A 12,760-nucleotide genomic window follows, 5' to 3' on the forward strand; every position below is an offset into this window, starting at 1 on the left:
CCGACGTTTACGCAGTATTGGCTCAGTCATCTTCAAGAGTGAATTATGGAAATCGTTTTCCGCAGGACGCGTGTCCGCGCGATCGCTGAGCGGCTGTTTGCTGCTCTTGCCTTATTCGTCGGTGGGCCGGCTGTGCACGCTGCTGCTGTCTCTCAACCGAGCAGCGTGGCTTTCTGGTACGCCGAGCAACCGCCGTTGCCGGAACTGTCGCAGTTCGACTGGGCTGTGGTCGAGCCGGGCCACATGACGCCCGGTGATGTGAAGACCTTGCGGGGGCTGGGCAGCCAGCCGTTTGCCTACCTGTCCATCGGCGAGTTCGATGGCAACAAGGCCGAGGTCGAGAAAGCCGGGTTGAGCAAAGCGGTGTCCCCGGTGCGTAACGATGCCTGGAACAGCCAGGTGATGGACCTCACCTCGACGGCCTGGCGTGAGCACCTGTTCGGGCGCGCCAAGGCGCTGGAAGCGCAAGGCTATGCCGGCCTGTTCCTCGATACCCTCGACAGCTTCCAACTGATGCCCCAGGCCTCGCGCGAAAGCCAACGCGTCGGCCTGGCCAGCTTGTTGCGCGAGCTGCACAAGCGTCAGCCAAACCTGAAGCTGTTCTTCAACCGCGGTTTCGAAGTGTTGCCTGAGTTGGACGGCGTTGCCGCCGCCGTGGCGGTCGAATCGATTCATGCCGGTTGGGATGCTTCCGCCAAACGCTATCGCCCGGTGTCCGAGTCCGATCGCCAGTGGCTCGAAACCCACCTGCAACCGCTGCGCGCCAAGGGCGTGCCGCTGGTGGCCATCGACTACCTGCCACCGGAGCGTCGTGAAGAAGCGCGCAAGCTCGCCAAGCGTCTGCGCGATGAAGGCTTCATCCCCTACATCAGCACCCCGGACCTCAACACCCTGGGTATCAGCAGCATCGAGGTCCAGCCGCGCCGTATCGCGATGATCTACGACCCGCGTGAAGGCGCGTTGGAAGATGCCGCCGGCCATAGCAACCTGGGTGGTTTGTTGGAGTACCTCGGTTACCGTGTCGATTATCTGCCCGCCAACAGTGACCTGCCGCTCTACGGTTTCAGTGGCTTGTACGCGGGCGTGGTGACCTGGATGACCAGCGGCCCGCCGCAGGATGCACCCGCGTTCAATCGCTTTCTCAATGCACGCCTGGACGAACAGGTCCCGGTGGTGTTTTTCAGTGGCTTGCCGGTTGAGGACAAGCTGCTGCTCAAGCGCCTGGGCCTCAAGCGGGATGCCCCACCCGCCACTCAAGTGTTGACCATCACCCATCAGGACAAGGCGTTGCTGGGCGCCTTCGAGGCACCGGTGGTGCCTCGCTCGCGTGACCTTGCAGCGGTCTCTGTATTGCCCAACGGCCCCACCCCGGCGTTGTCCTTGAGCGGTGCCAATGGCGCCGTTTTCAACCCGGTGGTGGTCGGCAAATGGGGCGGCCTTGCGCTCGCGCCTTACCTGCTTGAAATCAACAACGAGCGCAGCCGCTGGATTCTCGATCCGTTCGCGTTCCTGCAGGCCAGCCTGCATCTGCCGGCGCAACCGCGGCCGGACACCACCACCGAAAATGGCCGGCGCATTGCGACCGTGCACATCGATGGCGACGGTTTCCCCTCCCGTGCCGAAGTGCGGGGTACGCCCTACGCCGGTCGTCACACCTTGGACGATTACATCAAGCCCAATCCGTTCCTGACGTCGGTGTCGATCATCGAAGGCGAGATTTCGCCGCGCGGCGCCTTCCCGTTCCTGGCGCGTGAGCTTGAGCCGATTGCCCGTGAGATCTTCGCCAACCCTAAAGTCGAAGTGGCCACGCACACCTACAGCCACCCGTTTTTCATGCAGCCGGACAAAGCCAAGAAGCGCGAGAACTTCAACCCGGAATACGGCTTGAACATGAAAATCGCTGGCTACAACAAAATCGATTTTCGCCGCGAGATCTTTGGCTCGCGTGACTACATCAACCAGAACCTGACCACTCCGCAGAAGCCGGTGAAGATGGTCTTCTGGCCAGGCGATGCATTGCCGTCCTCGGACACCCTCAAGCTGGCGTATGACGCCGGTCTGAAGAACGTCAACGGCGCCGAAACCATCATGACCAAGGCCGACCCGTCGCTGACCGGCCTCAACCCCTTGCTGCGCCCAACGCCTGGCGGGTTGCAGTACTACGCGCCGATCATCAACGAGAACCTGTACACCAACCTGTGGAAAGGCCCGTACTACGGGTTCCGTGAGTTGATCGAGACCTTCGAGCTGACCGACAGCCCGCGCCGCTTGCGTGGCCTGCACCTTTACTACCACTTCTATTCCAGCACCAAGCAGGCCTCGATCAAGGCCATGCACGAGATCTACGGCTACATGCGTGAGCAGCAACCGATGTCGTTGTGGATGAGCGACTACGTCGACCGTCTGCATGGTCTGTACCAGTCGAGCCTGGCGCGTACGGCTGACGGCGCCTGGCAGATTCGCGGGATGGACGCACTGCGCACCGTGCGCCTCGACGCCAATATGGGCTGGCCGGATTTGCTCAAATCCCAAGGTATCGCTGGCGTTCGCGACTTGCCGCAAGGGCGCTACGTGGCCTTGAGCAGTGACCGGGCGTTGTTGGCATTGCGTGCCGACAGAGACCCTCGCCCTGCACTGGAGGAAGCCAACGTGCCGTTACTCGATTGGCGTTACCTGGACGATCGTCGCGTGAGCTTTTCCTTCGCCGGTCAGTTCGACCTGACCTTCTCCGTGCGCTCGGCAACCGCCTGCCGCGTGGAAGTCGATGGGCAGCGATTCGCGGGCAAGGCTTCGGCCGGTCTTTGGACTTTTCAACTTCCTATGAAGCAGGTGAGTAATGGTCAACTCCTCTGCAACTAAAAGCAGCCGCCTGCTCAATCCATGGGCATTGGCGGTGGTCGCGGTGGCCGTGGGCGGCTTGCTGTGGGCAACCTTCCAGCGTGAAGAAGTGTTCCAGCCCGACGGGCGTGAACCCGACGCCGTGTCGGCCAACTATGCCGAGCTGTTGCTGACGGCGCACCCGGACGACGACCGCTTGCGTTTGCAACTGGTCGATTTGCTGATTCGCCTCGGTGACTACACCAAAGCACGTCAACACGTGGATGCCTGGCCCAAGCCGCAGCCGGAAATCCAGGCCTACTATCGCCTGGAACTGGATGCGCTGATCGCGGCCAGTGGCAACGACCTGATCGCGCAACAGGCATTGGTCGAGCGTCTGCAAAGCTTCGACCATCGCAAGCTGCCGGTGGCCCAACTGCAAAACCTGGCGAAGCTGGCGCTGAACCTGCAGGCGCCGGCGTTTGCCGCCACGGTGTTCGAAGAGATCGCAGGGCGTGATCCGGTGCAACATACCGATGCGCTCAAGTCAGCCGCGCAGTGGTACCTGGCGGGTGAGCAACCTGCGCGCGCCGCAGACATCTATCTGCAACTCAAGCGCGACGCCCAACAGCCGAGTGAGCAACGTGAGTATGCGCAACTCGCGTTCAACAGCCTGCTCTCGGCCGGACGTGACGAGCAGGCCGCGCAAGTGCTGGCTGACGAGTTGCCCCAGCTAAAGAACCCGCAAACCGACGTAGCGTGGCTGGAGCAAGGCGTGGATATCGCCGTTGCAACCAAGCAGTTCGACTTGGCCCAGCGGGTGCTCCAGCAGTGGCATGACCTGGAGCCTGACAACCGCAAAATCCTGGTTAAGGAATTCCAGGTGCGCCTGTCTATCAATGACCTGGCGGGTGCGTGGGAAACCGGTCAAGAGCTGGTTATCGATTACCCGGATGACACCGCGTTGCTGGAGCAAATGGCCAAGCTCGGTGAATGGCGCGGCGACAACGAGGCCGCGCTGGACTACTGGATTCGCTTGCTCAAACTCAAGGAAGACCCGAAAGTCCGCGAGCACGCCTGGCGCCTCGCCAGCCTGCAATTCGACTTTGCCCGCTCGATTCCGCTGCTTGCTGAAATCATGCAGCAGCGCCCGCTCACGGATATCGAACTGGATGCGTTGATCTACGGTCATGAGTCACGCGGCACTCCCGCTGAAGCCGAATCCTGGTTGCGCGCTTACCTGCGCAAGTACCCGGCCCATCGCCTGGCCTGGACGCGCTTGTTGCAGAACCTGGAAAACACCGGGCAGTTCGCGGCCAAAGGCAAGCTCTACAAGGACTATGCCAAACGCTACAAGCTGACCACCGCCGAATTGGTCGATTGGGCCAGTACGGAAATGAAGCTGTTTGATGAGCAAGCGGCCTGGGAAGTGGTGAAGTCGGACGACGCCTCCATCGATGATCCTGAGTACTGGCGCACCCGTGCGGCGCTCGCTTGGGACCTGGAGCGCGACGAAGACTTGCGTGTCTCCCTGGAAAAGCTGTTGTCCCTCAATGGCAAGCTGACCAGTGGCGACGAGAGCCAATTGATCACCCTGTATCGCACCAGTGATCCACAGCGTGCCTTGAAGTTGATGGTCGACAGTTGGCACCGCGCCCAAGACCCGCAGCGGTTGGTCGAGGCGCTGCAACTGGCCCAGGAGCTACAGGAATGGGACCAGGTCATCGCGCTACTGGAAGACGCCAAGAAATACCCGGCGGCTTACGAGCAGGCCCAGGTCCTGGCGGTACGCGGTGCCTTGGCCGTGGAGCAGGGCGATACCACCGAGGCCGAGCGTCTCTATCTGCTGGGCTTGTCGCGCTACCCGGATGACAACCTGTTCCGCGAGCGCTTGACCTGGCTGTACGTCGACCAGGCCGACACGGCAAAGCTCAAGCCTCTGCTGACCAAATGGCGCGCTTATGCACGGGAAGACCGTCTGCTCTGGTTGCCATTCGCCAGTGCCAGCCAACTATTGGGGCGCGATGCCGAGGCCTTGGCCTGGTATCGCCTGTACCTCAAGCTCAGCCCGAACGACTGGCTGGTGCAGGCGGCGTATGCCGACGCACTGGAAACGTCCGGCTACCAGGACGCCGCCCAGCGCCTGCGCTTGAAGTTGCTGCGCAGCCCCGAAGCCGAGAACCTGCAACCCTCGTCCCAGCGCTACGCGATCTGGCTGCGCTTGATGTCGAGCAGCTACTCGCCGCAAAAGGCCCAGCAAGAATTGCTGAAGTGGAAAGACGGTTCGCCGTCAATGAAACAGCTGTGGTTCGAGCGCCTGCTGGCCCGCCTGGATGCGACCAACCAGCAAGCGCAGAAAGACGACTGGCTGGCCTGGGCGCGTACCCAAGGCCTCAAGGTCGACCGTTACGAGCAGATCCAGGAAGCCTTGCGCAGCCGTAATAAAGCCCAGGTTGAAACCCTGTTGGCCAGCAGCGACCTGAACCCGGCGCAGCGCGCACAGGCGCTCAGCCGTTTGGGCCGTACCAACGAGGCACTGGAAACCAGCCTGTCTGCACTGGGCGACGACCAGCCGGATTCGGTGAACGAGCAACTGCGTCGCCAGGCGGTGGAGATCCACGAAGCCACCCCGCAAGGCGCATTGCTGTCGTATCAGAAACAGGATTTCGGTGGCTTGTCGTTTGACTCGCCGCGCCTGGAAATCGCCCACAACCTGGGTGACAACTGGTACGCCGATGTCGAGATGGAACACGGCAATTACAAAGGCGACGACGTCATCTCTTCGCGCATCGGCGACGAGAGCAACGCGGCCCTGACCTTGGTGCGCTCGGTAGAAAACGGCAGCTGGAAGCTGTTCGCCGACACCAGCCAGCGCAAGGACGACGACCGCAACGGCCTGGGCCTGTCGCGCATGTGGCAGTTGGATTCCCGTCACCAGATCGAAACCGGCCTGGACTGGCATCGCAAGAGCGACGACAGCGGTCTGATGCGCGCTTTCGGCCAGCAGGACCGCGCCTGGGTCGGCGGGCGTCACGGCCTGACCGCGCGGGACCAGTTGAGCTGGGAAGTGGCACAGCGCTCGTTCTCGACCCGTGCCGGCGACTCGTTGGGCAATGGTCATGCGCTGAAGCTGGAACTCAACCACACGCTGGAATTCGCCGGGCCCAATTGGACGGTGCGCAGCGGTGTGGATTACCAGAAAAACAACGTCAAGGATCGCAACCTGGATTACCTCTCCAGCGATTATAAAGGGCCGATTCGAGTGCCTGATGTCGCGCCGCCTGAGCCGGGTGATCCGATCGAGTTGCAGACCATTCCGTCGGGCGACCTGCTGCAAAGCCGCTACGGCCAACTCTACGTCGGCACGTCCTGGCGTCGTGGCATCCCTGGCGCCCTGGTGCGCAGCAAGCCGCAATACACCTGGCTGGTGGACATGACGGCGGGCTGGCAGTGGACCGACCAAACCTTCAACTACGGCATCAACACCGGCGTCGGCTTCGAAGTCCTGGGTGACGACGAACTGGCCCTCACCTTCGGCTACCAATCTGCGCCACAGGGCGGGGATGGCAAGTCCGGCGGCACAGTGGGTATGAGCTACGGCGTGCGTTTCGGGCGCTGATTACAGAATCTACGGGAGAAAAACCTATGCAAGCAATTCGTAACCTGAGCCTGGCTCTGACAGTCCTGTTCGTCGCCGGCTGCTCCAGCTTCACCAGTGAAAACAGCCCGAACCTGCCGCGTAATGCGCAGTGGGGCATCGTGCCGATGATCAACTATTCGCAGACCCCGCAGGCGGGTGAGCGCAGCGAGCAGATCCTGCTCAGCGTACTCAGCAGCCACGGCCTGCAACCTCGCGTCTACCCAACCAGCACCCAGGGCGAACAGGCGCTGATGGACGACAATGAGCGCCTCACCGGTGCCCTGGAATGGGCCCGTGAGCAGAAGCTCGATTACGTCGTTGCCGGCAGCGTCGAAGAGTGGCAGTACAAGAACGGCCTGGACGGCGAGCCAGCGGTGGGCATCAGCCTGCGCGTGCTGGAAGCCAACAGCGGTCGTGTGCTCTGGAGCAAAAGCGGCGCGCGCGCCGGCTGGTCCCGTGAAAGCCTGGCGGGCAATGCTCAGACGGTAATCGACAAATTGGTTGGCGCCCTTCGATTCGAGTGAACGCAATGAATTCTCCACACATGGATTACAGCCTGGCGCCTCGCGCCAGCGGGCCGGTGTCTTGGCTGGAAACGCTATTGGTGACGGGCTTGGCCATTGGTCTTGGCTTCTGGCTGACTCCCGAAGACCCGTTGCAGATGCACGGTGGTTTCCCCTGGCCAATCCTGGCGCCGCTGCTGTTGGGTGTGCGTTATGGTTTTGTGCGCGGCCTGTTCAGCGCCGTGTTGCTGGTGGCGGCGCTGTTTGCCCTGCGCTACACCGGGCATGAAGGTTACACCCAGCTTGAACCGTCGTTCATCGTCGGTGTGCTGGTGTGCGGAATGCTGGTGGGCGAGGTGCGCGACCTGTGGGTGCGCCGCCTGGAGCGCCTGCAGATGGCTAACGAATACCGTCAGTACCGTCTCGATGAGTTCACCCGCGCCCACCAGATCCTGCGGGTGTCCCATGACCTGCTGGAGCAACGCGTGGCCGGCAGTGACCAGAGCCTGCGCAGCTCGTTGCTGGGCCTGCGTGAAAAACTGCGTGGCATGCCGGTCGAAGGCGACGCACTGAGCGAGTTGGCCGAGCCGATCGTGGCGATGCTCGGCCAATACGGTGCACTACGTGTGGCGGGCCTGTACCGCGTCGACGACAGCGAGAAAAACGTACTGCCCCAAGCCTTGGCGATGATCGGCGTGATGGGGCCGCTGGAAACCGATGACGGTTTGATCAAACTGTGCCTGGAGCGCGGCGAGCTGGTGAGCGTGCGTCAGGAACTGATCGACGCTGGCAACGCCGCGCAGTTTTCCTCGCTGCAGGCGTGCATCCCGTTGATCGATGCCGAAGGCCGTCTGCTGGCGGTCCTGGCGGTTCGGCACATGCCGTTCTTTGCGTTCCAGGATCGCACCCTGAGCCTCTTGTCACTGCTGGCTGGCCACATTGCCGACCTGTTGCGCCGCGATTCGCAAGTGCTGCGCCTGCCCGATGCGGACGCCCAGCAATTTTCGTTGCAACTCAAGCGGTCGCTGGTGGATGTGGAACAACACACGTTGCCTGCCGGGTTGTTCGCGTTCGAGATGACACGCGTCAACGACGAACTGACACGCTTGATGGCGCGCAGCCAACGTGGCCTGGACCTGCATCTGCCGGTGCGCAATAACCGCGATCACGCGTTGCTGCTGGTGCTGTTGCCGTTGACCAGCCCGGAAGGCACCCAAGGCTACCTCGCACGTATCGGCCTGTTGCTGCACGAACACTTTGGCATAGACACGGATCTGGACAGCCTGGGTGTGCGGGTGATGCCTTTCAATCTGGAGCCTGGCTGTGATCGCAACGGGCTGCGTAACTTCCTTTACAACGAGTGTGGCCTGAATGATCAGCAAGTGGCTGTTTAGCGGCGCCGTGTTGTTGGAGGCGGGCAGTTGGGCCAGTTTGTGGCTCGATGCACCGCAGGTCCACCAATTGCTGGTATTCACCTTCAGCCACGGGTTGGCCTGCCTGATGCTCTGCGGCGCCGTCTGGTTGCTGTTGCCCGCTCGCTATCGCGCGCCGTTGCCGTGGAGCCCGTTGTTCATTTTCAGCCTGGCGTTCTTTGTGCCGGTGATCGGCACCCTGGGTGTTGTGGCGTCGATTTTCCCGGCGCTGTACCTGCCGCGCAAACGCGACCAGCAGGCGTGGCAATCAGTGGGCATTCCGGGCCTGCCGTTCCGTGCGCAAGCTCAGACGCGCACGCCGATCTTCGCCGATGGGGGGTTGCAGGACGTATTGCGTCACGCGCCCAACCCCGATCAGCGACTGGCCGCCCTGTTGGCGACACGCCGCATGCCCGGCAAGGACGCAGTGCCCATCCTCAAGCTGGCCTTGGGTGACCCCAGTGATGACGTTCGTCTGCTGGCGTACTCGATGCTCGACAAGCAGGAAAGCGACATCAACCTGCACATCCAGATGGCGTTGGAACAGTTGGCTGGCGTCAGCTCCCGTACTGCCGGCCCGGTGCACAGCATGCTGGCGCGCTGGTATTGGGAGTTGGCCTACCTCGGCCTGGCCCAAGGCAGTGTGCTTGAGCACGTGCTGAGCCAAGCCAGTGAACATGCCGAGCAAGGTCTGGCGGCAGGCGAGGGTGGTGAGCTGTTGTTGCTGGCCGGCCGTATTGCTCTGGAACGCGGTGAAAATGAGCGCGCTGAAGCCCTTTTGCACGAGGCTGAGCGAAACGGCCTGGGTGCGGCTCAGTTACTGCCTTTTCATGCCGAACTGGCGTTCGAGGCGGGGCGCTATCACGAGATCCCCGGGCTGCTCGCCCGCCTGCCGGAAAAAACCCGTCAGCGGCCACCTTTTGCTGAGTTGGTGAGGAGCTGGAATGAATCATAAGGAAGCCACCCCGACGGCCGACATCTGCCTGCTGCTGGAAGGCACCTGGCCTTACGTGCGCGGCGGTGTATCGAGCTGGATTCACCAGATGATCCTCGGCCTGCCGGAACTGACGTTTTCGGTGATGTTCATCGGTGGTCAGCGTTCGGCGTATACCTCGCGGCGTTATGAAGTGCCGGCGAACGTGTTGCACATCGAAGAGATGTTCCTCGAAGACGCCACGCACCCCGCCGACACCCGTGGTACGCCACGCGATGCCGACCCGCAGCAGCTAGCCGACCTGTATCGCTTTTTGCATCACCCGGACCCGCCCGAGCGGGCGCTGGGGGAGCGCATGCTCAATTGCATCGCCGAGGGCCACATGACCCTGGATGATGTACTGCGCAGCCGTGCCAGTTGGGACACCCTCAGCGAGGGCTATCGCCAGCATTGCGCCGACCCTTCTTTCGTCAACTATTTCTGGACCCTGCGCTCGTTGCAGTCGCCCTTGCTGATGCTCGCCGAAGCCTCGCGCAAGATGCCGCCGGCGCGGGTGCTGCATTCGATCTCCACCGGTTACGCCGGGCTGCTGGGTTGCATCCTCAAGCATCGCTGGAACTGCACTTACCTGCTGAGCGAACACGGCATCTATACCAAGGAGCGCAAGATCGACCTGGCCCAGGCCACGTGGATTGCCGAAACCTCCGGGCAGGCGCTCAACCGCAGCCTCGACGGGGGCTCGGGGTACATCCGCACGCTGTGGGTGCGCTACTTCGAACGGATCGGCCAATTGGCGTACAACAGCGCCGACAAGATCATTGCCTTGTATGACGGCAACCGTCAGCGCCAAATCAAGGACGGTGCCGACCCGAGCCGTACGGAGTTGATCGCCAATGGCATTGACCTGTCGCAGTGGTCCCGCGCCATGGAAACCCGTGAGCCGGGCATCGCGCCTGTCGTGGGTTTGATCGGGCGCGTGGTGCCAATCAAGGATGTGAAAACCTTCCTGCGCGCCATGCGTGGTGTGATCAGCGCCATGCCGAACGCCGAAGGCTGGATTGTCGGCCCCGAAGAGGAAGACCCGGAATACGTCAGTGAGTGCCGCAGCTTGATGGCGAGCCTTGGGCTTGAAGGCAAAGTGCACTTCCTCGGCTTCCAGCGCATCCAGGACATCTTGCCCAAGTTGGGCCTGATGGTGCTGACCTCGATCAGCGAGGCGCAACCCTTGGTGATCCTCGAAGCCTGGGCTGCCGGTACGCCGGTGATCAGCAGCGACGTCGGCTCATGCCGCGAACTGATCGAAGGCGGCAGCGCCGAAGACCGCGACCTGGGCGTGGCGGGCAAGGTGGTGGCGATTGCCGACCCACAGGCCACGTCCGCCGCCATCCTCGAACTGCTGCGTAGCCCCGAGCGCTGGAAGGCTGCACAGGCCGCCGGCTTGCTGCGGGTCAACCGTTACTACACCGAAGCCTTGATGCTGCAGCGCTACCGCGACCTGTACCAGGCAGCCATGGAGAACAGTTAAATGGCCGGCATTGGCTTCGAACTGCGCAAGATCCTCTCGCGCGACTCATACACCGCCACCTTGCACGCTTATGTGTATGCGGGCCTGATCAGCTCCGGCCCGTGGGTGCTGTCGATCATCAGCGTGATGCTGGTGGGGATCATCAGCTTGGGGCTACTGTTGCCCAACGCGCTGGTGGGACAGTTCCTGGTCACGGTGACCTACCTGATGGCCAGCTCGTTGATCCTCACGGGTGGCCTGCAGTTGTTCTTCACCCGCTTCGTGTCCGACCAGTTGTTCGAGCACAACTACGAGCAGATCCTGCCCAACCTGCTGGGCATCCTGTTGATGGTCACGGTCGGCGCCGGGGTGCTGGGGATCATCGTGCTGGCGGTACTGTTCGATCAGCCGCTGATCTACCGCGTGCTGGTGCTGTCGAATTTCGTGGTGCTGTGCAACCTGTGGCTGGTGATCATCTTTCTCTCGGGGATGAAAAAGTACAACCGCATCCTGCTGGTGATGGTGGTGGGTTACTCGCTGATGGTGGCGAGCGCCTACCTGCTGAGCTTCCTGAAAATGCCTGGCCTGTTGCTGGCGTTGTTGATCGGGCACGGCAGCCTGCTGTTCCTGTACCTGTACGACATCCTGCGCGAATACCGCGCCGAGAAGATGATTGCCTTCGATTTCCTCAATCGTCGCAACGTCTTCCTCAGCCTGTTGGTGACGGGGTTCTTCTACAACTTCGGCATCTGGGTCGACAAAATCCTGTTCTGGTTCAACCCCGGCACCTCCAACGCGGTCATCGGCCCGCTGCGCGCCTCGATTCTCTACGACATGCCGATCTTCATCGCTTACCTGGCGATCATCCCCGGCATGGCCGTATTCCTGGTGCGCATCGAAACCGACTTCGCCGAATGGTACGACCGCCTGTTCCGCGCCATTCGCGACGGCGAGACCTTGCAGCACATCGGCTCGCTGAAAACCGAAATGACCCTCTCCATCCGCCAGGGCCTGCTGGAAATCTGCAAAGTCCAAGGCCTGACCGTGGTGCTGCTGTTCCTCTTCGCCCCACGCCTGCTGGAGTGGATCGGTATCTCCAGCTACTACTTGCCGCTGTTCTACATCGACCTGATCGGCGTGAGCATCCAAGTGGTGTTCATGGCGTTGCTCAACGTGTTCTTCTACCTCGACAAACGCCGCGTGGTGCTGGAGTTGTGCGTGCTGTTCGCCGTGCTCAACGCCGCCCTGACCCTGCTCAGCATGCACCTGGGGCCTAGCTTCTTTGGGTATGGGTTTACGCTGTCGTTGCTGGTGTGCGTGTTGCTGGGGCTGGCGCGGCTGTCGTCGGCGCTGGAAGATTTGGAGTATGAGACGTTTATGTTGGCGCGGTGATTGGCGGGTCGTGGATGTGAAAAAGGCACTTGCCCGGTTTGGGTAAGTGCCTTTTTTGTTGCTGAGCGTTTTGGCGATGAATCTTGACCTACTGACTTGTGAATTGATCGGCATCCGTTTGGAGCCTGTAGTAACCTTAAAGGCTGTCGATGCCTGTGAAAGGCGGTTTGTATAAAAATTGCATGCGAGTTATCAGTGTGCAGTATAAAAAGGAGTGGTTTTTTGGAAAGGATTTATTATTTTAAGAATTTGGTTATTGGTTTGGTTTTGTTTGCTATATGTGTTTACGCTTCCAAGTCGAGCGGGTATCAAGCTCTATATTTTATAGTGGCTTGTATAAGTACATTTTTATTTCCGCTTTCGAAACGCCTGATAGAAAACATCGCTTTCCGGTATGCAGGGAAAGACGTTTGGAGTTCCGCTCCACTCATGACGGGTGCTAGGAGTGGAGGCTACGCACTTTTATGGTTGTTGTGTTTCGGTTTTGCTATTCCGCTTGGAGGCGGGTATCTGATATGGCTGTGTGTAAAAAAATAACGCTGCCATAATGGCAGCATT

Annotated in this window: 8 protein-coding genes; all 8 read left to right on the forward strand. The window is 61.1% G+C overall.

The annotated features are described in order from the left end of the window. Nucleotides 1-45: 45 nt before the first annotated feature. The 8 genes from HX793_RS07195 (at nt 46) to HX793_RS32105 (ending at nt 12,739) form a co-directional block, all read left to right on the forward strand. Nucleotides 46-2,859, forward strand: coding sequence for a bifunctional glycoside hydrolase/polysaccharide deacetylase family protein (locus HX793_RS07195; RefSeq protein WP_177094547.1), 2,814 nt, complete (start codon nt 46-48; stop codon nt 2,857-2,859). Then, complete coding sequence (locus HX793_RS07200; RefSeq protein ID WP_177094549.1) at nt 2,837-6,436, forward strand: tetratricopeptide repeat protein; 3,600 nt, start codon at nt 2,837-2,839, stop codon at nt 6,434-6,436. Before HX793_RS07195 ends, HX793_RS07200 begins: the two co-directional genes overlap by 23 nt. 26 nt (nt 6,437-6,462) lie before the next feature. Beyond that, nucleotides 6,463-6,981, forward strand: coding sequence for a hypothetical protein (locus tag HX793_RS07205; RefSeq protein WP_016979090.1), 519 nt, complete (start codon nt 6,463-6,465; stop codon nt 6,979-6,981). A 5-nt stretch (nt 6,982-6,986) separates the two neighbouring features. Then, nucleotides 6,987-8,354: a PelD GGDEF domain-containing protein gene (locus HX793_RS07210; RefSeq protein ID WP_016979091.1), complete on the forward strand. Its 1,368-nt coding sequence runs from the start codon at nt 6,987-6,989 to the stop codon at nt 8,352-8,354. Beyond that, a complete protein-coding gene (locus HX793_RS07215; protein WP_177051736.1) occupies nt 8,332-9,327 on the forward strand; it encodes a HEAT repeat domain-containing protein in 996 nt (331 codons plus the stop codon). The genes HX793_RS07210 and HX793_RS07215 overlap by 23 nt, the downstream gene beginning before the upstream one ends. After that, the gene (gene pelF / locus HX793_RS07220) at nt 9,317-10,831 is read left to right on the forward strand and encodes a GT4 family glycosyltransferase PelF (protein WP_016979093.1); all 1,515 of its coding nucleotides are present in this window, start codon (nt 9,317-9,319) and stop codon (nt 10,829-10,831) included. Before HX793_RS07215 ends, pelF begins: the two co-directional genes overlap by 11 nt. Beyond that, nucleotides 10,832-12,202, forward strand: coding sequence for an exopolysaccharide Pel transporter PelG (gene pelG / locus HX793_RS07225; RefSeq protein WP_016979094.1), 1,371 nt, complete (start codon nt 10,832-10,834; stop codon nt 12,200-12,202). A gap of 195 nt (nt 12,203-12,397) precedes the next feature. Then, nucleotides 12,398-12,739 (forward strand): colicin E1 family microcin immunity protein, encoded by a 342-nt coding sequence (locus HX793_RS32105; RefSeq protein WP_369682366.1) that lies wholly within the window; start codon nt 12,398-12,400, stop codon nt 12,737-12,739. The last annotated feature ends 21 nt before the right edge of the window (nt 12,740-12,760 follow it).

Source organism: Pseudomonas reactans, assembly GCF_013387025.1.
Taxonomy (GTDB): domain Bacteria; phylum Pseudomonadota; class Gammaproteobacteria; order Pseudomonadales; family Pseudomonadaceae; genus Aquipseudomonas; species Aquipseudomonas reactans.